The organism is Streptomyces sp. NPDC005393, assembly GCF_040606675.1.
Lineage (GTDB): Bacteria > Actinomycetota > Actinomycetes > Streptomycetales > Streptomycetaceae > Streptomyces.
The window spans coordinates 37,949-59,542 of sequence record NZ_JBEXFG010000005.1; the positions used below are offsets into that span (position 1 = coordinate 37,949).

The following is a 21,594-nucleotide window of genomic DNA, read 5'->3' on the forward strand; positions in this document are numbered from 1 at the left end:
TCGTCCCACGCCCGCCATACGGACTCGGCGGGGACATGCCCCATCCGCCGGGGCCCCAGGGCTTACCCTCTTGCCCAACGGCCCTCCCCACCAGCAAGGAGGGCGCTACCCCGACCTATGGGAGTCACCACCGTGACCGACGTACGTCACACCGTCAGCGCCGACGGTCCGACGGTAAGTCGCGTGCCGAACCCTCTCTCACCTCTCTCGACGCTGTTCCGGTCCGACCTGGGCGGACATGAGCAGGTCCTGCTGTGCCAGGACCGGGAGAGCGGTCTGAAGGCCGTCATCGCCATCCACTCGACCGCCCTGGGCCCGGCCCTCGGCGGCACCCGCTTCCACGCCTACAGCTCCGAGGAACACCCCGAAGACGCGGCGGTCCTCGACGCTCTCAACCTCGCCCGCGGCATGGCGTACAAGAACGCGCTGGCCGGGCTCGACCACGGCGGCGGCAAGGCCGTGATCCTCGGCGACCCCGAGGAGATCAAGACCGAGCAGCTGCTGCTGGCCTACGGCCGCTTCGTGGCCTCCCTCGGTGGCCGCTACGTCACCGCCTGCGACGTCGGCACCTATGTGTCCGACATGGACGTCGTCGCCCGCGAGTGCCCCTGGACCACCGGCCGCTCCCCCGAGCACGGCGGCGCCGGCGACTCCTCCGTGCTGACCGCCTTCGGCGTCTTCCAGGGCATGCGGGCGAGCGCCCAGGCGTCCTGGGGCGCGCCCACGCTGCGCGGCCGCCGGGTCGGCATCGCGGGCGTCGGCAAGGTGGGCCACCACCTCGTGGAGCATCTGCTGGAGGACGGCGCCGAGGTCGTGATCACGGACGTCCGGACCGAGTCGGTCGACCGCGTGCTGGCCCGCCATCCGCGGATCCAGGCCGTCCCGGACACCGACGCGCTGATCCGCGCCGACCTGGACGTCTACGCCCCGTGTGCGCTCGGCGGCGCGCTCGACGACGACACGGTCTCCGTCCTGACCGCGAAGGTGGTGTGCGGCGCGGCCAACAACCAGCTGGCTCACCCGGGCATCGAGAAGGACCTCGCCGACCGCGGGATCCTCTACGCGCCGGACTACGTCGTGAACGCGGGTGGTGTGATCCAGGTCGCTGATGAGCTGCACGGTTTCGACTTCGACCGGGCCAAGGCCAAGGCGGCAAAGATCTTCGATACGACTTTGGCCATATTCGATCGGGCCACAACCGACGGCATCCCGCCCGCCGCGGCCGCCGACCGGCTGGCCGAGCACCGGATGGCGGAGGGCCACGACAGCGCCTGAGGGCGCCTGAGGGCCGCTGAGCCCCGTCCGGCCGATCCGTACGGGCCCTTGCCGGGCGGGGCCGTACGGGCCCCGTCCGGGGCCGTGAGGGGCCGTGGGGGAGCCATCGGCGAGAGATCCCTCACGGCCTGTCGGCGGGTCGGCGCACAAGACACGTTAAAATTGCAGCTGACCAGCGAGGAAGGGGCTCCTCGCGGGTTCTGCCTCGTGGCACGTCGTGTGGGCGACGTACCGTATGGCCACAGAAGCAGGTACCGTTGAAGCCCTACGGACCGGTCTCTCTCTGGGGAGTCCGCTCCGAAACATGAACGTGAACGCGTGTCAAGACTCTGGGGCCGTCGAGCCCCGTCGTTGAGGGGGTCGAGCCATGGGGCGCGGCCGGGCCAAGGCCAAGCAGACGAAGGTCGCCCGCCAGCTGAAGTACAACAGCGGTGGGACGGACCTCTCACGCCTGGCCGAGGAGCTGGGCGCATCGCCGACATCGAACCAGCCGCCGAATGGCGAGCCGTTCGAGGATGACGATGAGCTGGACGATGACCCGTACGCACAGTACGCGGATCTGTACAACGACGATGAGGACGAGGACGACGAACAGTCGGATGCGTCCCCGCAGCGTCGCCGCGCCTGAACCACTCGTTCCAGGCGCTCGGCTTTTCGCCGCACCTCCGCCGGTCCGGGGCACCCGCCTCGGACCGGCTTCTGTGCTGTCCGCGCACGGTGCGCGGTCGGCTCAGCTCGCGTAGTCACCGGTGAGCGTCACCGCTTCCGTGTCCTGCGCCGTACGCTCGGTGATCTCGCCGCTGACCCAGGCCTCCACGCCCCGGTCAGCGAGTGTGGTGAGCGCCACGTCGACCGACTCGCCCGGTACGACCGCCATCATGCCGACGCCCATATTGAGCGTCTTCTCCAGCTCCAGGCGCTCGACCGAGCCGGCCTCGCCCACCAGCTTGAAGATCGCGTCGGGGGTCCAGGTCGAGCGGTCGACCATCGCGCGCAGGCCCTCCGGGATGACCCGGGCCAGATTGTTGGCGAGCCCGCCGCCGGTGATGTGCGAGAAGGCGTGCACCTCGGTCGTCCGGGTCAGGGCCAGACAGTCCAGCGAGTAGATCCGGGTCGGCTCCAGCAGCTCCTCCCCCAGGGTGCGGCCGAGCTCCGGCACCTCCCGGTCCAGCGCCCAGCCGGCCCGGTCGAAGAGCACATGCCGAACGAGTGAGTACCCGTTCGAGTGAAGTCCGGACGACGCCATGGCGATCACCGCATCACCCGTTCGGATGCGATCCGCGCCCAGCACCTGATCGGCCTCGACCACGCCCGTACCGGCCCCGGCGACATCGAAGTCATCGGCGGCCAGCAGCCCCGGATGCTCGGCGGTCTCGCCGCCCACCAGCGCGCAGCCGGCCAGGGCACAGCCCTCGGCGATGCCCTTGACGATGGCCGCGACCCGCTCCGGGTAGACCTTGCCGACGCAGATGTAGTCGGTCATGAAGAGCGGCTCGGCGCCGCAGACGACCAGATCGTCCACGACCATGCCGACCAGATCGCGGCCGATGGTGTCGTACACGCCCATCCGCCGCGCGATGTCCACCTTGGTGCCCACACCATCGGTGGCGGAGGCCAGCAGCGGCCGCTGGTAGCGGGCCAGCGCGGAGGCGTCGAAGAGCCCGGCGAAGCCGCCGATCCCGCCCACGACCTCGGGGCGGGTGGCCTTCTTCACCCACTCCTTCATCAGCTCGACGGCGCGGTCGCCCGCCTCGATGTCGACGCCCGCGGCGGCGTAGGTGGACCCGGACTCGGACATGACGTTGAGATCTTTCGTATCGGGGATGACAGGCGGCAGGGCCCGTGCGGACCCTACGGGCGGCGCAGCGCGTCAGCGCCGCCGACACCTGCGGTCAGCGTCTTCACACCGTCGGCGTCGCCGCTGCTCGGGGCCTGTGTCTCGGACTCCAGAAGGTGCTTGCCGAGCAGCTCGGGATCGGGCAGATCCATCGGGTACTCGCCGTCGAAGCACGCGCGGCACAGATTCGGCTTGGCGATCGTGGTCGCCTCGATCATGCCGTCGATGGAGATGTAGGCGAGCGAGTCGGCGCCCAGCGACTTGCCGATCTCCTCGACCGACAGACCGTTGGCGATCAGCTCGGCGCGGGTGGCGAAGTCTATGCCGAAGAAGCACGGCCACTTGATGGGCGGACTGCTGATCCGGATGTGCACCTCGGCCGCCCCGGCCTCACGGAGCATCCGCACCAGGGCGCGCTGGGTGTTGCCGCGGACGATCGAGTCGTCCACGACCACCAGGCGCTTGCCCCGGATGACCTCCTTGAGGGGGTTCAGCTTGAGCCGGATGCCGAGCTGCCGGATGGTCTGCGAGGGCTGGATGAAGGTCCGGCCCACATAGCTGTTCTTGACCAGCCCGGAGCCGTACGGAATCCCACTGGCCTCGGCATAGCCGACGGCGGCGGGGGTGCCGGACTCCGGCGTCGGTATGACGAGGTCGGCGTCGGCCGGGGCCTCGGCGGCCAGCCGACGGCCCATCTCGACCCGGGAGAGGTAGACGTTACGGCCCGCGATATCGGTGTCCGGGCGGGCCAGATACACGTACTCGAAGACACAGCCCTTGGGCCTCGCCTCGGCGAACCTGGTGGAGCGCAGCCCGCCCTCGTCGATCGCGACCATCTCACCGGGCTCGATCTCCCGGATGAAGGACGCGCCCACGATGTCCAGCGCCGCGGTCTCGGACGCCACCACCCAGCCGCGCTCCAGACGGCCGAGCACCAGCGGGCGGACGCCCTGGGCGTCACGCGCCGCGTACAGCGTGTGCTCGTCCATGAAGACGAGGCTGAAAGCGCCCTTGACTTTGGGCAGCACGAGAGGGGCCGCCTGCTCTACGGTCAGCGGCTTGCCGTCCTCGTCGGCCTGTCCCGCGAGGAGGGCCGTGACGAGGTCGGTGTCATTGGTCGCCGCGACCTGGGTGGCCCGGCCGTTGTCCCTTGGCAGGGCCGCGACCATTTCAGCCAGCTCGGCGGTGTTAACCAGGTTCCCGTTGTGACCGAGCGCGATCGATCCGTGCGCGGTCGCCCGGAATGTTGGCTGCGCGTTCTCCCACACCGAGGCTCCGGTGGTGGAGTAGCGGGCATGGCCGACCGCGACATGGCCCCGGAGGGAGCCGAGGGAGGTCTCGTCGAAAACCTGCGAGACCAGGCCCATGTCCTTGAAAACGAGAATCTGGGAGCCGTTGCTCACCGCGATGCCCGCGGACTCCTGTCCGCGGTGCTGCAGCGCGTACAGCCCGAAATAGGTGAGTTTGGCGACCTCTTCGCCCGGCGCCCAGACTCCGAAGACGCCGCAAGCGTCCTGGGGGCCCTTCTCGCCGGGGAGCAGGTCGTGGCTGAGTCGTCCGTCACCACGTGGCACGGGATCGAGTCTAGGCCAGTTCCCGGGCGCCTCCGAACGAGGGACGGGTGCGGGGAGATACATCACATCTGCCGGGGCCCCGGCGGCCCCCTTCCACCCCCTTTCCGACCGGGATCGGGGGTGGGGCGGGGGTGGATGAGCGGGGCACAGATCACATCGGGGGCCGGGGGCTCAGGTGAGGACCGGGAGGTGAGGGGAGAGGTCAGCTCGTTCGCCGCTGGCCGTCACCTGGGCCGACTCCACGGCCTCCGGCCACGGGAGGCGGCCCGTGGCGAGGCGGATCCAGGGGAGCGGGGCGGTTTCGATGACGTTCGGGGGTGTGCCGCGGGTGTGCCTGGGGCCCTCGACGCACTGGACGACGGCGAACGGCGGGACGCGGACCTCGACCGAGCCGCCGGGCGCCTTCGCCGCGAGGGCATCGGCGAGGACACGGGACGCGGTGGCCAGCGCATGGCGGTCGTACGGGATCGAGACGCCCGTGGCCGTCGCCAGGTCGTCGGTGTGGACGATCAGCTCGACACAGCGTGTGACCAGGAAGTCGTCCAGCCGCATCGCCCCGCCCCGGGCGGCCACCAGCCGGTCTGCGGGCGCCGTGGCGATGAGCTCGGCGAAGCGCGCGGCGGCCCGCTCCAGCGGTTCGCCGGGATCGGGCTCCGTCTCCGGCTCCGCCGGCGCGGCGGTCGCGGTCGCCCATTCCGTGACGGTGAGCTCCCGCGCGGACGGCGCCGGGTCCTCCAGCCGTACGGCCGCCGACAGACGCGCGCCCAGCCGCTCGTCGCCCAGCTCCCGCACCGCGTCGCGGAGATGCGCGAGCTGCGCGGTCACGGCGGCGCGCGTCTTGGCGGGGTCGTACATACGGGCGCGAGCGCGGGCGCGGGGAGGCATGGCCCGAGCTTACTCAGTGGCGAGGACATCCCCGGACAGCGCGGACAGCCCCCGGCGGCCAGGGCAGACCCGGCGGCGTCGAGCACATCGACGCCTACGACGCCTTCTGGGGCACCTGACCGAACAGACCGAGCGGCCCCGCTCCCGCCGACGCGGGAAGCGGGGCCGCCGCAGCACCGGACGTCAGGCCAGCAGGCCCGGGATGGTCGCCTCGTACGACTCCTTGAGCTCCGCCAGCGGCAGGGAGAACTGCCCCTGGACGTCGATCTCGTCGCCGTCGATCACGCCGATACGGACCGCCGGGAGACCGCGCGCCCCGCACATGTCGTTGAAGCGGACCTCCTCGCTGCGCGGAACGGCGACGATCGCCCGGCCCGCGGACTCGGAGAACAGCAGCACGAACGGGTCCAGACCGTCGGGAACGACGATCCGGGCACCCTTGCCGCCGCGCAGACACGACTCGACGAGCGCCTGGATCAGGCCACCGTCGGACAGGTCGTGCGCCGCGTCCACCATGCCGTCACGCGAGGCCGAGATCAGGATCTCGGCGAGCAGCCGCTCGCGCTCCAGGTCCACCTTCGGCGGCAGCCCGCCCAGATGGTCGTGGATGACCTGCGACCAGGCCGAGCCGCCGAGCTCCTCGGCGGTGTCGCCGAGGAGGTACAGCAGCTGGCCCTCCTCCGCGAAGGCGATCGGGGTGCGGCGGGCGACGTCGTCGATCACGCCGAGGACGGCGACGACCGGCGTCGGGTGGATGGCGGTGTCCCCGGTCTGGTTGTAGAGGGAGACATTGCCGCCGGTCACCGGGGTGCCGAGGGTCAGACAGCCGTCCGCAAGACCGCGGGTGGCCTCCGCGAACTGCCACATGACCGCGGGGTCCTCCGGCGAGCCGAAGTTGAGGCAGTTGGAGATGGCGAGCGGCTTGGCGCCCGAGGCGGCCACATTGCGGTACGACTCGGCGAGCGCGAGCTGCGCCCCCGCGTACGGGTCCAGCTTGGCGTACCGGCCGTTGCCGTCCGTGGCGACCGCGACGCCGAGGCCGGTCTCCTCGTCGACGCGGACCATGCCGGAGTCGTCGGGCTGGGCGAGCACCGTGTTGCCCTGGACGAAGCGGTCGTACTGGTCGGTGATCCAGGACTTGGACGCCTGGTTCGGGGACGAGACGACCTTCAGCACCTGCTCGCGCAGCTCTGCGGGGGTCGCCGGGCGCGGCAGCTTGTTCGCGTCGTCCGCCTGCAGGGTGTCCTGCCAGTCCGGACGGGCGTACGGCCGCTCGTAGACCGGGCCCTCATGGGCGACGGTGCGCGGCGGGACGTCCACGATCTGCTCGCCGTGCCAGAAGATCTCCAGCCGCTCGCCGTCGGTCACCTCACCGATCACGGTGGCGATGACGTCCCACTTCTCGCAGATCTCCAGGAAGCGGTCGACCTTGTCGGGCTCGACGATCGCGCACATGCGCTCCTGCGACTCGCTCATGAGGATCTCCTCGGGCGAGAGGGTCGCGTCACGCAGCGGCACGGTGTCCAGCTCGACCCGCATGCCGCCGGAGCCGGCGCTGGCCAGCTCGCTGGTGGCGCAGGACAGGCCGGCGCCGCCGAGGTCCTGGATGCCGTCGACCAGGTCCTCCCGGAAGATCTCCAGGGTGCACTCGATGAGCAGCTTCTCCTGGAAAGGGTCGCCGACCTGCACGGCGGGGCGCTTGGCCGGGCCCGTCGAGTCGAAGGTCTCGGAGGCGAGCACGGAGACGCCGCCGATGCCGTCGCCGCCGGTGCGTGCGCCGTAGAGGATGACCTTGTTGCCGGCGCCGGACGCCTTGGCGAGGTGGATGTCCTCATGCTTCATCACGCCCACACACAGGGCGTTGACCAGCGGGTTTCCCTGGTAGCAGGGGTCGAAGACGACCTCGCCGCCGATGTTGGGCAGCCCCAGGCAGTTGCCGTAGCCACCGACGCCCGCGACGACACCGGGCAGGACCCGCTTGGTGTCGGGGTGGTCGGCGGCGCCGAAGCGCAGCGGGTCCATGACGGCGACCGGGCGGGCGCCCATGGCGAGGATGTCGCGGACGATGCCGCCGACGCCGGTGGCCGCGCCCTGGTAGGGCTCGATGTACGAGGGGTGGTTGTGCGACTCGACCTTGAAGGTGACCGCGTACCCCTGGCCGACGTCGACCACGCCCGCGTTCTCGCCGATGCCGACCAGCAGGGCGTCGCTCTCCGGGGCCTTCTCGCCGAACTGCCGCAGATGGACCTTGCTCGACTTGTACGAGCAGTGCTCGGACCACATGACGGAGTACATGGCGAGCTCGGCGCCGGTGGGCCGGCGGCCCAGGATGGCGCGGATGCGCTCGTACTCGTCCTGCTTGAGACCGAGCTCGGCCCAGGGCTGCTCGGCCTCCGGGGTCTGCGCCGCGTGCTTCGTGGTGTCCAGGGTCATGCGCTGACCAGCCTCTTGAGGATCGAGGTGAAGAATCCGAGACCGTCGGTGCGACCGGTGCCGATCAGCGGTTCGACAGCGTGTTCGGGGTGGGGCATGAGGCCGACGACATTGCCCGCCGCATTGGAGATACCGGCGATGTCGCGCAGCGAGCCGTTGGGGTTCAGCTCTTGATAGCGGAACACGACACGGCCCTCGGCCTCGAGTTCATCGAGAACCCGCTCATCGGCGACATAGCGGCCGTCGATGTTCTTCAGCGGGATGTTGATCTCCTGGCCCTGCTCATACGAGCGCGTCCAGGCGGTCTCCGCGTTTTCCACCCGCAACTTCTGGTCGCGGCAGATGAAGTGCAGATGGTTGTTCCGCAGCATCGCGCCGGGCAGCAGATGGGTCTCGGTGAGTACCTGGAAGCCATTGCAGATGCCAAGCACCGGCATACCGGCCTTCGCCTGGTCGATCACCGACTCCATTACCGGAGAGAAGCGGGAGATCGCCCCGGCCCGGAGATAGTCGCCATAGGAGAAGCCGCCCGGCAGGATCACCGCGTCGACCTGCTTGAGGTCGTTGTCACGGTGCCACAGCGGTACGGCTTCCAGCCCCGCGGTGCGCACCGCGCGCTGGGTGTCGCGGTCGTCGAGCGTGCCGGGGAACGTGATGACTCCGACGCGTGCGGTCACGACCCCGCCTTCACGGCGGCGGTGTCGGCGCCCTCGCCGACCTCGACCTTCACTGCGAAGTCCTCGATCACGGTGTTCGCGAGGAAGGTCTCCGCGATCTCATGGATACGGGCGAGGGCGGCATCGTCGACCGGGCCCTCCACCTCGAGTTCAAAGCGCTTGCCCTGACGGACGTCGGCGATCCCCTCGAAACCGAGGCGGGGCAGTGCTCGCTGCACCGCCTGGCCCTGGGGGTCGAGGATCTCCGGCTTGAGCATGACGTCGACTACGACGCGTGCCACTGGCACTCCCGGTGGTGTGGTGCTGGTGCGTAAGGCGGTGGCCCAAGCCTACCCCGAGCAAAATTCTACGCGAGTAGATACGGGCGCCTCGGTCACGTTTAAGCATCGTCGGGGGCAACTGCTGGGGAAAGCCCCCGGAAAAACGTATGGTCCCGATTGCGGCGTGACACGCGGATGAAATTACCGGGGTTCACAATGCATTGCCGATCGCTGTACAAATGAAAAAGCATTGTTCGCTACAACCGGACACCTGACATCTATGCACCTCAACGCATCGATGCAGCCCGAAAGGACCGATATCCGTGGCGCAGCGCGTAGTAGTCACGCTCTCTGACGACATCGACGGCGGGGATGCCGAGGAGACGGTCTCGTTCGGAGTCGACGGCAGGTTGTACGAGATCGACCTCAGCGCAGAGAATGCGTCGAAGCTGCGGGATGTACTCGCCCCCTACGTGGAGGCCGGCCGCAAGCGGTCCCGCTCGGGCAAGACATACCGCCGCACCGCCGTCGCCCCGGACCCGGCCGCGGTGCGCGCCTGGGCGCGGTCGCGCGGCATGGAGGTGCCGCCGCGAGGCCGGATCCCCAAGAGGGTCTACGAGGCGTTCAACGAGGCGAGTTGAGCGACCCGTTCGGCCGAGTTGCACAACACCCCAGGTGATCCGCTAGAGTCTGAACCACGCCGAGGGGCGAGGCCGAAAGGCCACAACCCCGAGGAAGACACCATGCGGGTGTAGCTCAGTAGTAGAGCGCCCCCTTTCCAAGGGGGAGGCGCAGTGTGCGATCCCTGTCACCCGCTCTCATCTCTTGCATCCGTCCGTGGATGGATCAGGTAGAGTGATGCACGCGCCGATCGGTGAAAGCCGGTCGGAGGCATGCGGACGTGGCTCAGTTGGTAGAGCATCACCTTGCCAAGGTGAGGGTCGCGAGTTCGAATCTCGTCGTCCGCTCCATACATATCTCAGGCGCCGGTCGAATCGACCGGCGCCTGAGGTGTTTTTCACCCAGGCTCTTCAACGCCTCCCGCACCCAACAATCTTGATGATGTGTCATCGGTCATGGTTCCCGGTGGCGTGGTGACGGCTCGGTGCGGCGTCACGGAACAGCACATACGTTCGGTAGTTCGATTACCCTGGACGCATGCCCCCGTACTTCCAGGGCTCGCTCTTCGACCAGACCGACGACATCCGGCTCGGCCCGCTGCGCGGCGCGCGCAGGACCGTGCTGGGTGACGGGGCCTGGATCGATGTGCTGCCCGGGTGGCTGAGCGGGGCCGACTCCCTGTTTGTGCGGCTCGCCGCCGAGGTGCCCTGGCGGGCGGAGCGGCGCCAGATGTACGACCAGGTTGTGGCCGTCCCGCGGCTGCTCGCCTTCTACGGCGCCGAGGACCCGCTGCCGCACCCCGTCCTGGATGAGGCGCGCGCCACACTCTCCGCGCACTACGCCGCCGAGCTGGGCGAATCGTTCACCACGGCCGGGCTCTGCTACTACCGGGACGGCCGCGACAGCGTCGCCTGGCACGGCGACCGGATCGGCCGGGGCGCGCGTGAGGACACCATGGTGGCCATCCTGTCCGTGGGCGCCCCGCGCGACCTGGTGCTGCGGCCGCGGCGCGGCGGCGCCACCATGCGGCGGCCGCTCGGGCATGGTGACCTGATCGTGATGGGCGGCTCCTGCCAGCGGACCTGGGAGCACGCCATCCCGAAGACCACACGGGCGGCGGGACCGCGGATCAGCGTCCAGTTCCGGCCGCACGACGTCGCCTGATGGCGAGAACCGGGCCCGCGCGGGCACCGAGGTAGTTCGGCCGCCGCGGGTTTGGTTATAGTGGATGCGCGCCAGGGGAAGCCCGCGGCGCATGCGGACGTAGCTCAGTTGGTAGAGCGCAACCTTGCCAAGGTTGAGGTCGCGAGTTCGAGCCTCGTCGTCCGCTCGGTGAACGAAGGCCCTGGTCGGTTGACCAGGGCCTTCGCCGTGTCTCCGGGGGCCTACGACCAGGGGATGCCGGTCAGCCGCTCGTACGCCTCGGCGTACTTCGCCCGCGTCCGCTCGACGATCTCGTCCGGCAGCGGGGGCGGCGGCTGCTCGCCGTGGCGGTCCCAGCCGGAGGCCGGGGAGGTCAGCCAGTCGCGGACGAACTGCTTGTCGAAGGACGGCTGGGGGCGGCCGGGCTGCCACTGGTCGGCCGGCCAGAAGCGGGAGGAATCGGGGGTCAGCACCTCATCGGCCAGGATCGGCTCCGCGCCCTCCGCGCCGGCCGTCGCCTCCGCGTAGCCGAACTCGAACTTGGTGTCGGCGACGATGATGCCCCGCTCCCGGGCGATGTCCCGGGCCCGGCTGTAGACGGCGAGGGTGGCCTGGCGCAGCTGGGCGGCGGGCTCGGCGCCGATGCGGTGGGCGACCTCCTCGTACGCCACGTTCTCGTCGTGCTCGCCGACCTCGGCCTTGGTGGCGGGGGTGAAGATCGGGGCGGGCAGTTCGGAGCCGTCGGTCAGCCCTTCGGGCAGGGCGAGACCGCACACCGTGCGGCTCTCCTGGTACTCGGCCAGGCCCGAGCCGGTCAGATAGCCGCGCGCCACGCATTCGACCGGGACCATCCGCAGCGACCGGCACACCAGGGTGCGGCCCTCCCAGTCGGCGGGGGCGCCGGCGGGCAGCTCGGTGGAGAGGACGTGGTGGGGGACCAGATCGGCGAGCAGATCGAACCACCAGAGGGAGAGCTGGGTGAGGACCTTGCCCTTGTCGGGGATCTCGGTGGGCAGCACCCAGTCGTACGCCGACATCCGGTCGCTGGCGACCATGACGAGATCGCCCGCCTCGTTCCGGTAGAGGTCGCGCACCTTGCCCGTATGCAGGTGCTGAAGGCCCGGCACCTCCACCGGCTCGGGCTTCTCGACGAATCCGGACACGCTGCCTCCTGGTGGTTTTGTCCAAGCCCCGATGATTCTGCCGCACGTGGGGGTGGGTACCGGAGGCGGGGCGCGCGTCGATGGCGGGCGCTCCCCGGGATTCCGCTTCGGTCCGGGCCCCCGGGGTCCGCCCGCTTGGAGGTTCCGGCCCCGGGGGGGCCGGCCCGCTTGGAGGTTCCGCCCCCGGAGGACGGCCCGCTTGGAGGTTCCGGCCCCGGAGGACGGCCCGCTTGGAGGTTCCGGCCCCGGAGGACGGCCCGCTTGGAGGTTCCGGCCCCGGGGGACGGCCCGCTTGGAGGTTCCGGCCCCCTGAGGGTCAGGCCCGCTTGCAGATGCGGTCCAGGAGATTGGCCGTCGCCCGCTGGATGCGCTCATCCGTATGGCCGGGCCGGTCCAACGCCGGCGACCAGGCAAAGGTCCCCGACGCGAACACCAGGGCCCCGCTCGGGGCGCGGTAGAGGGAGGTTTCCTGGTGACGGGTCGCGCCCTCCGTGTCCTGGTACGGGGAGTGGGCGAGCAGGATCCGGCGGAGGTGCTCGGGCAGGGCGGTGCGCGGGAAGTAGCGGTCCGCCTCGCCCGCGACCAGGCCCGGCAGCTCCTCGCCCTCGCCCGCGCCCGTCCCCTCCCACAGCCAGTGGTCGGCGTTGCGCACGATCAGCGGGCGCGGCTCGGGCACCCGGCCCGCGTACTGGATGCCGATCAGCTGCTGCTCGGGCGCCGTCTCCCGCCACAGCGCGGAGCGGCCGGGGCCGCGGCGCTTGCGGCAGGTCAGCAGCCGGTCCGGACCGGAGGGCGAGGGGGCGAGCTCGACCTGCCAGTACATGGTGTTCGCGGAGAGGAAGACCAGCGAGGTGCCGCTGTCGCGGGCCAGCTCCACGGTGCGGCGCATCGGCGCCGACCAGTACTCGTCATGGCCGGGGAAGACGAGGCCGCGGTAGCGGGTGGGGTCGACGCTGCCCGCGTGCAGATCGCGCATCTCGGCGTAGGCCAGGTCGTAGCCGTAGCGCTCGGCCCACCGGATGAAGTCGTACGCGTGTCCCACATGCAGCGGCAGCCCCGCGCCCGCGTACGGCCGGTCGAAGGAGACCGTGACCGCCGCCTCCGGCTCGCCGAGCAGCCGGCCCCGCTCGTCCCAGGCGTGGTAGAGGCTGGCGCCGGTCCGGCCGTCCTCCGGGTACAGGTTGTACGCCTGCCAGGTGAAGTCCGGCAGGACCAGCAGGAGGTCGGCGGGGTGGGTGTCGCGGACGGTGAAGGGGATGTGGCTGCGGTAGCCGTCCACGGTCGTCAGCACCGCGACATACGCGCCGAGCTTCCAGTACGAGGGGATCTGCAGCCGCCAGGACAGCCACCAGTGGTGGCAGGAGACGGTGCGGTCGGCGGTGAGCGGGGCCGGCTGGACGATCCCGGACAGCCGGGGGCTGGTGGTGATCTTCAGGGCGCCGTCGCCGCCGTAGTAGCCGATGCGGTAGATGTCCACGCTGAACTGCTGGGGCGGGTCGACCGTGATCCGGAAGTCGATGGCCTCGCCGGGGGCCGCGGCGGAGGTGGAGGTGAACCCCTTGATCTGCCGGTGGACGTCATCGGCGGTGCGGGGGCCGGGGATCTTGGCGAGGCCCTTCCGGCCCGCCAGGCCGGCGGGCCGGTCGGTGACCCGGTCGGTGGCTCCGGGGACGTGGACGTGGTTCACGTACCACGGGACGACATGGCCGGTGTCGTCGAAGTAGTTCTCGCTGCCACGCAGCCAGGGCAGCGGGCCCTGGCCGAAAGGATCCGTCACCGCGTGGGCGAGTGCCCCCGACTCCCAGCGCCGGATCTGGTCCGTCCCCATCCTCGCTCCCCCTCTCCCTGCGTACCCCGGCGGCTTCTCGCCTCGCTGTCCTGTGCGCACCGTGCCGCCGCGGTCCGGCCTTGTGGGCCGGTCCCAGCACATCACATTACGCACCCACTCCGTCACCCATCGTCGTGAATTTGCCGGAACGAGAACCGACCGAGCGGAAGGCGAGCCGGGAAGACGCGGACTACACCAGGCGAACGGGCTTCTCCGGCCGCACCCCCACCTCGCCGAGCCAGGCGCGCAGCGGCTCGGCGTCGCCGTCCTCGACCAGACTCAGCACCGGATGGGCCAGATCGGCCCGGCGCCGGCCGCCCACCAGCAGTGCGGGCCCGTCCAGCCAGTCCAGGCCGGGGGCCGCGCCCGCGGTGTCCACGGCGGCGCAGCACACCATGGCGGTGACATGGTCGGCGAGCAGCTCACGGCCGGTGCGGGGCGGCTGGAGCGGGAACAGCGGGGCGAACCCGTCGATCCACGGATCGCCGCCGGCCCCTCCCCCACCGGCCCCCTCCGCCGCCGTACGGGCCTGGCCGTGCGCCCGTGTGGTGGCCTGCTGTACGGCCTCCTCGCGGGCCACCTCCACGCTGAGCCGGGCGGCGAGCTCCGGGGCGCGGCCGCTGCCTCCGTCGCCTTCGGGGTCGCTTTCGGCGCTGCTCCAGGGGGCGGCCCCGGCGAGGGTGAGCCGGTCGATGACCCGGGCCAGGGTGGGCGGGGCGGGTGCGCTCGCGCGGCCCGGCGGGGGGCCTATGGGGCCGGTCCGCTCGTCGAGGACCCGGTTCAGCCGGGCGGCCTCCAGCCGCCACTTCCGGTCCACCACCTCCTCCGGATACCGGCCCCAGTCGACCGGGGACCAGTCCGCGCCCGGCTCCGGCGGGCCGCCGTGGAAAAGGCGGGCGGCGAGCAGCGAGGTCGCCTCGTCGATCAGACCCGGCTCCTCCAGCAGATCGCAGGCCGGCCGCTCGCTGAGCCGGGAGGTGAATCCCTCGGCGAGCCGGTCGCGGCGGGAGAGCTCGGTGAGCGCCGCGACCACGCCCGCGTCCAGCCGGGCCGGCCAGCGGCCCATCCGCCAGGCGGGCAGCGCGACCCGGGTCAGCAGCCGGTCCCAGCCCGCGTAGGCCAGGCCCACCTGTTCCTGCGCGACGATCCGCAGACCGTAGTCGACCGCCTGGGCCCGCTCGGAGGCGGCCGCGGCGACCGCGCGCTCCATCTGGGCGGCGTGGTCCCGGCAGCCGCGCAGCAGCAGCCGGGCGACCCAGCCGACGAAGGCGAGGGCGGGGCGGCGGACCACCGCCACCACGGCGGACCCCGGGGCGGCGGACGACGGCTCGCCGCCGGGCGAGGCGACCGCCACGGCGGCGTCCAGCCCGCGGACGAAGCGGCGGGCCGCGGCTATGTCGGGATGCACGGACGGGCCGGTGCCCGCCACCACCGGGGCGAGCAGGGCGCGCAGCTCGGCGACCCGCATCCACCACAGGAACGGCGAGCCGATCACCAGCACGGGCGCCTGCGGGGCGCGGCGCTCATGGCGGTCCATGACCCGGTCCACGCCCCGGTCCAGGCCCGCCGCATCGGCTCGCCGGCCGGGGCTCCGCCCGGGTCGGGTTACGGGTCTGTGGAGGGCGCGGGGATCGTCGACCGCGATGGCGCCGCGGTCCCGGCGCTCCCGGCGGCCGCCGTGCGCCGGATGCGTACGGTCCTCCAGCCAGCTGTCGCAGTCCGGGGTGAGCGCTATCGACGACGGCGCGGGCACCTCCAGCCGCTCGGCCAGATCGCGGACCAGCCGGTAGAGATCCGGGGCCGTCTCCTCGGCGATGGGCACCGTGGGGCTCAGCGCGGGCTTCGCCCGCACGATCACGGCGGCCACGGCCGCCGCCACCAGCAGGACCAGCAGGGCGCCGCCGGTCACCACCCAGCGCAAGGCCGTCCAGCCCTGGTCGTGCGGGCCGCCGCCGATGCGGCCGGTCGCGCCGCCGACGAGCAGCACGACGGCCGCGGCCGCCGGGAGGAGCGCGACCGCGAGCGCGGTGCTCCGGATGCGCAGCACGGCGAGGGCACGGGCGCGCGCCGCCAGTGCACCTGCTTCGGGACCTGCCACGGTTCTCATCACCCCCCTACTGTCCAGCCGGTCTGTGAACGGCGGACGACGGCGGCGTTGTCTTCCCCCCACTGTCGCACCGGCCGCCCGCAGCGCAATGCCGGTGGGCCAGTTGCCGCATCTCGCCTGAGCGGCACACTAGTTGGGGGCCGGTCGCGCGTCAGCAGGATGCGGAAGCGGTCACCCGATGGAATGGCCTTGGGTAAAACCGGGAACCCGCGATTGCGAATTCGGGTCCCGTGTGATCAGCCCGGTGTGGCGTCCGGTGCGGGGCCCCTCGGGCCTGCTCGGGGCCTGCTACGGGCCTGCTCCGGGCCTCCTCGGTGGCTACTTCGGGTCCTGGGGGGCGTCCGCGGCCGCCTTCGCGGCGATGTCGGAACGGTGGTGGGAGCCCTTCAGACCGATCCGGGCCACCGCGCGGTACGCCCACTCGCGCGCTGTGCCCAGGTCGGAGCCGGTCGCGGTGACGGACAGCACCCGGCCGCCCGCGCTCACCACCTCACCCGAGCCGCCGTCCCGCTTGGTGCCCGCGTGCAGGACGTACGCCGTGGGGCCGTCCTGCTCGGCCACCTCCGCCAGTCCGGTGATCGGGTCACCCGTACGCGGCGTACCCGGGTAGTTGTGCGAGGCGACGACGACCGTCACGGCCGCGCCGTCGCTCCAGCGCAGCGGCGGCTCGGCGGCCAGGCGGCCCGTCGCGGCGGCGAGCAGCACCCCGGCCAACGGGGTCTTCAGCCGGGCCAGGACCACCTGGGTCTCCGGGTCGCCGAAGCGCGCGTTGAACTCGATGACGCGGACGCCGCGCGAAGTGATCGCCAGCCCCGCGTACAGCAGCCCGGAGAAGGGCGTGCCGCGGCGGCGCAGCTCGTCCACGGTGGGCTGCAGGACGGTCGCCATGACCTCGTCCACCAGCTTGGGGTCCGCCCACGGCAGCGGGGAGTACGCGCCCATGCCGCCCGTGTTCGGGCCCTCGTCGCCGTCGTAGGCGCGCTTGAAGTCCTGCGCGGGCTGGAGCGGGACCACGGTCTCGCCGTCGGTGATCGCGAAGAGGGAGACCTCGGGGCCGTCCAGGAACTCCTCGATCACCACGCGCCCGCACGCCAGCGCGTGCTCGCGGGCGGCATCGACATCAGTGGTCACCACGACGCCCTTGCCCGCGGCGAGGCCGTCGTCCTTGACGACGTACGGGGCGCCGAACGCGTCGAGCGCCTCGTCGATTTCGTCGGCGGTCGTGCAGACATAGGAACGGGCCGTGGGCACGCCCGCCGCCGCCATCACATCCTTGGCGAACGCCTTGGACCCCTCCAGCCGCGCGGCCTCCGCGGACGGCCCGAAGGCCGGAATCCCGCGCTCGCGCACAGCGTCGGCCACCCCCGCCACGAGCGGCGCCTCGGGGCCGACCACCACGAGCTCCGCCCCCAGCGCGGCGGCGAGGTCGGCGACGGCGGCGCCGTCGAGCGCGTCGACCGCGTGCAGCTCGGCGACCTCGGCGATGCCGGCGTTGCCGGGGGCGCAGTGCAGTGCGGTGACATCGGGATCGAGGGAGAGTGCGCGGCACAGGGCGTGTTCGCGGGCGCCGCTGCCGATGACGAGGACGTTCACGGTAAGCACCCTATTGCCTCCCCCGGACCGCCGACGCCCCGCCCCAGCCGGTGGACTCCCCCCCCGTCCCCGAGGGCCCGCTCACCGGCGGCGCCGGTCGGTACGGAACGGGGGCGGGCCGGCCCCGGGACAGGGGCCGATCCGGGGCCGGGGAGCCCCGGGTCGGGCCGCCACGGGGGTGGGCGGCACTCTTTTGGGTGAGGGGGTGGGTGGGCCTATATCTGATGGGGCAGCTCTAACGGGCGGATATCCCGTGATCGGGTCCGCGTGGCCAGCCGTTCGGCGGTAGGAATGGTGGTTGCGCATCAGCCGCGCGCCAGGAGAAACAGCCGCCGCAGAGGGAGTGCACGGGTGAGTCAGCCGGAGATGCAGCCCGAGGGGCCCCCTCGGCAGGAGGATGCGAGGACCCAGGGGGACCTGCTCGGTCGGCCCTTTCCGCACGGCGACTGGGGGGAGCCCGCGGAGCGGCTCGACGAGTTGTACCGGTGGGTCGAGGAGGGGGCGCTGCGGGTGGCGGAGTGGTATCTCGCCGACCGGGTGTGGAAGCGGCGGGCCGCGCGGGTGCTGCGGGTGGGGGCCGCGGTGGCGGGGGTGGTGGGGGCCACACTGCCGCTGCTGGATCTGATCGGGGCGCTGGGCAGCGGCGCCGGCTGGGGCGCGCTGGCGCTGCTGCTGGCGGTCGCGTGTGTCGGCTGCGACCGGTTCTTCGGGCTTACGTCCGGCTGGATGCGGGACGTGGCCACGGCGCAGGCCGTGCGGCGGCGACTTGAGGCGCTGCAGTTCGACTGGGCGTCGGAGAGCGTACGGGAGGTGCTGGGCCCGACCGAGGGCACCGCGACCGAGGCGGTGGAGCGGTGTCTGTCGGTGCTGCGGCGGTTCTGCGAGGACGTGTCGGAGCTCGTACGGACCGAGACCGCGGGCTGGATGGTGGACTTCGGATCCGGTGCGGCGCCGCTGTTCACCCAGTCGCTGTTCACGCAGTCGCTACTGGCCCAGGGCTCCCGCCCGGACAGCGGGAGCCCCGCGAGCCGCTTTCCGCTGCCGCCCGGCCCGGCCCGGCCCAATATGCCCCGGCAGCGTCCTCCTGAGCCGCCCCGCTGACAGATGTCAGCGAAAGACAACGTCAGCCGAAGACGACGTCAGCTAAAGACGATCATTGAGCCTTGGCCCAGGCTGCGCGTCGCCGCCGCGTGCAGCCCCAGCCACACATGGCGTTCCCGCGCGAACGGGCTGTCCTCGTACGGCACGGGCGCCGCCGGTTCTTCCAGGCTCGTCGGGCGGGCCGGGGGCGCGGGGGCGACCGGGGGGTTCTGCGGGTCGATGCCCAGCGCCGGGGCGACCGCCTCCAGTTCGCGCAGCAGCCCATGGCTGGATCCCAACGGACCGCCGCCCTCCAGCAGTTCGTCGTTGGACAGCGGGCTCTGGAAGTCGACGGGGACATACGCGCCCGCGTGGTCGTAGTGCCACACTAGATGCGACTGCTGCGCGGTGGGCTCGAACATCTCCAGCAACTGCTCGTAGTCGCCGCCGAGTTCGTCCACCGGCGTGACCGCGAGCCCGCACAACTGCAACATGTAGGCGCGGCGCAGAAAGTGCAGCGCGTCGTAGTCGAAGCCCGCGACCGGGGCGACATCCCCGGACAGGCCCGGCATATAGCCGAAGACGGGCACCGGCGGCAGATCGGCCTCACCGAGCGCCTTGTCGTACGCCGCGATCTCCTCGGCGAACGGGTTGTCGGGGCTGTGGCACAGCACATCGACGAGGGGGACCAGCCAGAGGTCACATGCCACGCGATCTCACTCTCGTATCCGTACGGTCGATGAGCGGCCCAGCGTAATGCCCCACGTACGCGGCGCGAAGAGGGCTGTGCGTCAGCCCGTGGTCGTGGGTGAGCCGGTGCCGGTGGCTCCGGTAGCGGAGTCCGACGCCGTCCCGGTGGGCCCCGACGAGGGGCCCGCGGCCGGTGCGGACGGCGCGCGGCTCAGCGGGATGTGGTGCCGTTGCCGGCCGCGCCCGCCCCCACCACCAGTCGCTCGATGAGCATGCGGAAGTGCGTGTTGTACGCCCCTATCAGCCGCTCGGAGGCCGTGGGGTCGCCGCGCGTCACCGCCGCCGTGAGTTCGCAGTGCCCGGCCCACAGCTGCCCGCGCAGATCGGGCACGCGGCGCAGATACGGGACGGTGAAGACCCAGGTCTGCACCCGCAGCCGCTGCAGGAAGTCCAGCACGTACGGATTGCCGACCAGACCACAGATCTCGCGCCAGAAGCGCAGGTCGTAGCCGATCAGAATGTCGAGGTCGCCGGAGCGGGCGGCGCGCTCGGCCTCCTCGGCCCGGCGCCGCACCGAGGCCAGCGCCTGCGGGGTCATGGTGCGCGGCGTCTGGCCGCTGTAGTGCCGGAAGACGCCCTCGACCACCATCGTGCGGGCGTCGACCATGTGCCGGAAGTCCGCGATGGTGAACTCGTGGACCCGGAAGCCGCGGTGCTCCTCGACGTCCAGGAGCCCCTGGGAGCACAGGTCGAGCAGGGCCTCGCGGACGGGGGTCGCGGAGACGCCGTACTGCTCGGCCATCTCCTTGACGGTGAACTGCCGCCCAGCGGGGAGTCGGCCGGCGAGCACCTCGTCGCAGAGCGCGTCGGCGATCTGCTGCCGCAGGGTGTTCCGCTTGACCGGGCTGGTGCCGGGCACGGGCATCGGGGACCGTCTCCTTCCGCGGCCGTCGTGATCATACGGAAGCGGACGGCCCTCGCATCACGATATGCGAGGGCCGTTGCGCACAGTGCGCAGAGTACGGCGGTGGTCCACACCGGAATGAACGGGGGGTTACCCGGCGTATGCGTCGGCGGCGCCGAGCGCCTCGTCGAGGATCGCCAGACCCTCCTTGGCCTCGGCCTCGGTGACCGTGCACGGCGGTACGACATGAGTGCGGTTCATGTTCACGAAGGGCCACAGACCACCGCGCTTGCAGGCGGCGGCGAAGTCGGCCATCGCCTGGTTGGCCGGGCCGCTCGCGTTGTACGGGACGAGCGGTTCGCGCGTCTCCTTGTCCTTGACGAGATCGAGCGCCCAGAAGACGCCCAGACCGCGCACCTCGCCGACCGAGGGATGGCGCTCGGCGATCTCCCGCAGACCCGGCCCGATCACGTTCTCCCCGATCGCGGCGGCGTTCTCCACGATCCCCTCCTCAGCCATCGCGTTGATCGTCGCGACGGCGGAGGCGCAGGCCAGCGGGTGGCCGGAGTAGGTGAGTCCGCCGGGGTAGGGCCGCTGGTCGAAGGTCGCGGCGATCTCGGCGGAGATCGCGACGCCGCCCAGCGGCACATAGCCGGAGTTGACGCCCTTGGCGAAGGTCAGCAGGTCGGGGGTGACGCCGAAGTGGTCGGCCGCGAACCAGTGGCCGGTGCGCCCGAAGCCCGCCATCACCTCGTCGAGGATGAAGACGATGCCGTAGCGGTCGCAGATCTCGCGGACCCCGGCCGGATAGCCGGGCGGCGGGACCATGATCCCGGCGGTGCCGGGGATGGTCTCCAGGATGATCGCGGCGATGGTCTGCGGGCCCTCGAAGGCGATGGTGTCCTCAAGGTGGCGCAGTGCGCGCTCGCACTCCTCGGCCTCGTTCTCCGCGTGGAAGGGCGAGCGGTAGAGGAACGGCGCCCAGAAGTGCACCACGCCGGCCGAGGCGGTGTCGGAGGGCCAACGGCGCGGATCGCCGGTCAGATTGATCGCGGCGGCGGTGGCGCCGTGGTACGAGCGGTAGGCGGAGAGCACCTTGGGACGGCCGGTGTGCAGCCGGGCCATGCGGACCGCGTTCTCGACCGCCTCGGCGCCGCCGTTGGTGAAGAAGATCTTGTCGAGGTCGCCGGGGGTGCGCTCGGCGACCAGCCGTGCCGCCTCGGACCGTACGTCCACGGCGAAGCCCGGCGCGATGGTGCACAGCTTCGCGGCCTGCTCCTGGACGGCGGCGACGACCTTGGGGTGCTGATGGCCGATGTTGGTGTTCACCAGCTGGCAGGAGAAGTCGAGGTAGCGGTTGCCGTCGTAGTCCCAGAAGTACGAGCCTTCGGCGCCCGCGACGGCGAGGGGGTCGATCAGGCCCTGCGCGGACCAGGAGTGGAAGACATGCGCGCGGTCGGCGGCCTTGACGGCGGCGCCGACCGCGGGATCGGGGCTGGGGTGCGCGGGCTGCACGGACACGTT

General features: G+C 71.6%; 18 protein-coding genes and 3 tRNA genes. 8 read left to right on the forward strand and 13 right to left on the reverse strand.

Features of this window, described 5'->3' with window-relative positions; translation table 11 throughout:
* Nucleotides 1–117: 117 nt before the first annotated feature.
* A complete protein-coding gene (locus tag ABZS71_RS07400) occupies nucleotides 118–1,275 on the forward strand; it encodes a Glu/Leu/Phe/Val dehydrogenase dimerization domain-containing protein (protein ID WP_356208202.1) in 1,158 nt (385 codons plus the stop codon).
* Between the two features lie 367 nt (nucleotides 1,276–1,642).
* A complete protein-coding gene (locus tag ABZS71_RS07405) occupies nucleotides 1,643–1,903 on the forward strand; it encodes a DUF3073 domain-containing protein (RefSeq protein ID WP_355859106.1) in 261 nt (86 codons plus the stop codon).
* A 102-nt stretch (nucleotides 1,904–2,005) separates the two neighbouring features.
* Here the strand turns inward: ABZS71_RS07405 and purM are convergent, their stop codons facing one another.
* The 6 genes from purM to purS all read right to left on the reverse strand — a co-directional run bounded on the left by purM (nucleotide 2,006) and on the right by purS (nucleotide 8,962).
* A complete protein-coding gene (gene purM / locus ABZS71_RS07410; protein ID WP_356208203.1) occupies nucleotides 2,006–3,073 on the reverse strand; it encodes a phosphoribosylformylglycinamidine cyclo-ligase in 1,068 nt (355 codons plus the stop codon).
* Between the two features lie 53 nt (nucleotides 3,074–3,126).
* On the reverse strand, nucleotides 3,127–4,686 hold the full coding sequence (purF, locus tag ABZS71_RS07415) for an amidophosphoribosyltransferase (RefSeq protein WP_356208204.1): 1,560 nt from the start codon (nucleotides 4,684–4,686) through the stop codon (nucleotides 3,127–3,129).
* 171 nt (nucleotides 4,687–4,857) lie between these two features.
* Nucleotides 4,858–5,571: a sterol carrier family protein gene (locus ABZS71_RS07420; protein ID WP_356208205.1), complete on the reverse strand. Its 714-nt coding sequence runs from the start codon at nucleotides 5,569–5,571 to the stop codon at nucleotides 4,858–4,860.
* A gap of 183 nt (nucleotides 5,572–5,754) precedes the next feature.
* Nucleotides 5,755–8,004: a phosphoribosylformylglycinamidine synthase subunit PurL gene (purL, locus tag ABZS71_RS07425; RefSeq protein WP_356208207.1), complete on the reverse strand. Its 2,250-nt coding sequence runs from the start codon at nucleotides 8,002–8,004 to the stop codon at nucleotides 5,755–5,757.
* A complete protein-coding gene (purQ, locus tag ABZS71_RS07430) occupies nucleotides 8,001–8,681 on the reverse strand; it encodes a phosphoribosylformylglycinamidine synthase subunit PurQ (RefSeq protein WP_356208209.1) in 681 nt (226 codons plus the stop codon). Before purQ ends, purL begins: the two co-directional genes overlap by 4 nt.
* Nucleotides 8,678–8,962 carry a phosphoribosylformylglycinamidine synthase subunit PurS gene (gene purS / locus ABZS71_RS07435; RefSeq protein ID WP_355859117.1) on the reverse strand — a complete coding sequence of 95 codons (285 nt, stop codon included), beginning with the start codon at nucleotides 8,960–8,962 and terminating at the stop codon, nucleotides 8,678–8,680. Before purS ends, purQ begins: the two co-directional genes overlap by 4 nt.
* A gap of 302 nt (nucleotides 8,963–9,264) precedes the next feature.
* Between purS and ABZS71_RS07440 the strand changes: the two genes are divergently transcribed.
* From ABZS71_RS07440 to ABZS71_RS07460, 5 genes are all read left to right on the forward strand, one after another.
* A complete protein-coding gene (locus ABZS71_RS07440; protein WP_356208211.1) occupies nucleotides 9,265–9,582 on the forward strand; it encodes an Lsr2 family protein in 318 nt (105 codons plus the stop codon).
* Nucleotides 9,583–9,686: 104 nt separating this feature from the next.
* Nucleotides 9,687–9,758: transfer RNA gene (locus tag ABZS71_RS07445), tRNA-Gly, on the forward strand.
* 78 nt (nucleotides 9,759–9,836) lie between these two features.
* Nucleotides 9,837–9,912, forward strand: a tRNA-Gly gene (locus ABZS71_RS07450).
* A gap of 187 nt (nucleotides 9,913–10,099) precedes the next feature.
* Nucleotides 10,100–10,726, forward strand: coding sequence for an alpha-ketoglutarate-dependent dioxygenase AlkB (locus ABZS71_RS07455; RefSeq protein WP_356208212.1), 627 nt, complete (start codon nucleotides 10,100–10,102; stop codon nucleotides 10,724–10,726).
* A gap of 93 nt (nucleotides 10,727–10,819) precedes the next feature.
* Nucleotides 10,820–10,892 (forward strand) — tRNA-Gly (locus tag ABZS71_RS07460).
* A gap of 55 nt (nucleotides 10,893–10,947) precedes the next feature.
* On the opposite strand, the gene ABZS71_RS07465 is transcribed toward ABZS71_RS07460, so the two are convergent.
* The 4 genes from ABZS71_RS07465 to purD form a co-directional block, all read right to left on the reverse strand.
* Nucleotides 10,948–11,868 (reverse strand): phosphoribosylaminoimidazolesuccinocarboxamide synthase, encoded by a 921-nt coding sequence (locus ABZS71_RS07465; protein ID WP_356208213.1) that lies wholly within the window; start codon nucleotides 11,866–11,868, stop codon nucleotides 10,948–10,950.
* Between the two features lie 316 nt (nucleotides 11,869–12,184).
* The gene (locus ABZS71_RS07470; RefSeq protein ID WP_355859125.1) at nucleotides 12,185–13,696 is read right to left on the reverse strand and encodes a N,N-dimethylformamidase beta subunit family domain-containing protein; all 1,512 of its coding nucleotides are present in this window, start codon (nucleotides 13,694–13,696) and stop codon (nucleotides 12,185–12,187) included.
* Between the two features lie 190 nt (nucleotides 13,697–13,886).
* Complete coding sequence (locus tag ABZS71_RS07475) at nucleotides 13,887–15,803, reverse strand: hypothetical protein (protein ID WP_356208215.1); 1,917 nt, start codon at nucleotides 15,801–15,803, stop codon at nucleotides 13,887–13,889.
* Nucleotides 15,804–16,121: 318 nt separating this feature from the next.
* Complete coding sequence (gene purD, locus ABZS71_RS07480; RefSeq protein WP_356208216.1) at nucleotides 16,122–17,396, reverse strand: phosphoribosylamine--glycine ligase; 1,275 nt, start codon at nucleotides 17,394–17,396, stop codon at nucleotides 16,122–16,124.
* A 351-nt stretch (nucleotides 17,397–17,747) separates the two neighbouring features.
* Between purD and ABZS71_RS07485 the strand changes: the two genes are divergently transcribed.
* Complete coding sequence (locus tag ABZS71_RS07485) at nucleotides 17,748–18,497, forward strand: SLATT domain-containing protein (RefSeq protein WP_356208217.1); 750 nt, start codon at nucleotides 17,748–17,750, stop codon at nucleotides 18,495–18,497.
* Nucleotides 18,498–18,535: 38 nt separating this feature from the next.
* Here ABZS71_RS07485 and ABZS71_RS07490 read toward each other — a convergent pair whose 3' ends face one another.
* The 3 genes from ABZS71_RS07490 to ABZS71_RS07500 form a co-directional block, all read right to left on the reverse strand.
* Complete coding sequence (locus ABZS71_RS07490) at nucleotides 18,536–19,186, reverse strand: hypothetical protein (protein ID WP_355859133.1); 651 nt, start codon at nucleotides 19,184–19,186, stop codon at nucleotides 18,536–18,538.
* 191 nt (nucleotides 19,187–19,377) lie between these two features.
* Complete coding sequence (locus ABZS71_RS07495; RefSeq protein WP_356208218.1) at nucleotides 19,378–20,091, reverse strand: GntR family transcriptional regulator; 714 nt, start codon at nucleotides 20,089–20,091, stop codon at nucleotides 19,378–19,380.
* Between the two features lie 129 nt (nucleotides 20,092–20,220).
* The gene (locus ABZS71_RS07500; RefSeq protein WP_356208219.1) at nucleotides 20,221–21,591 is read right to left on the reverse strand and encodes an aspartate aminotransferase family protein; all 1,371 of its coding nucleotides are present in this window, start codon (nucleotides 21,589–21,591) and stop codon (nucleotides 20,221–20,223) included.
* Nucleotides 21,592–21,594: the final 3 nt, after the last annotated feature.

What these genes read in the sequence shown, in the direction of transcription:
- ABZS71_RS07405 (WP_355859106.1), top strand. Translation starts at nt 1,643, where the DNA reads ATGGGGCGCGGCCGGGCCAAGGCCAAGCAGACGAAGGTCGCCCGCCAG.
- purL (WP_356208207.1), bottom strand. Translation starts at nt 8,004, where the DNA reads ATGACCCTGGACACCACGAAGCACGCGGCGCAGACCCCGGAGGCCGAG.
- ABZS71_RS07400 (WP_356208202.1), top strand. Translation starts at nt 118, where the DNA reads ATGGGAGTCACCACCGTGACCGACGTACGTCACACCGTCAGCGCCGAC.
- ABZS71_RS07495 (WP_356208218.1), bottom strand. Translation starts at nt 20,091, where the DNA reads ATGCCCGTGCCCGGCACCAGCCCGGTCAAGCGGAACACCCTGCGGCAG.
- ABZS71_RS07475 (WP_356208215.1), bottom strand. Translation starts at nt 15,803, where the DNA reads ATGAGAACCGTGGCAGGTCCCGAAGCAGGTGCACTGGCGGCGCGCGCC.
- ABZS71_RS07420 (WP_356208205.1), bottom strand. Translation starts at nt 5,571, where the DNA reads ATGCCTCCCCGCGCCCGCGCTCGCGCCCGTATGTACGACCCCGCCAAG.
- purM (WP_356208203.1), bottom strand. Translation starts at nt 3,073, where the DNA reads ATGTCCGAGTCCGGGTCCACCTACGCCGCCGCGGGCGTCGACATCGAG.
- ABZS71_RS07455 (WP_356208212.1), top strand. Translation starts at nt 10,100, where the DNA reads ATGCCCCCGTACTTCCAGGGCTCGCTCTTCGACCAGACCGACGACATC.
- ABZS71_RS07470 (WP_355859125.1), bottom strand. Translation starts at nt 13,696, where the DNA reads ATGGGGACGGACCAGATCCGGCGCTGGGAGTCGGGGGCACTCGCCCAC.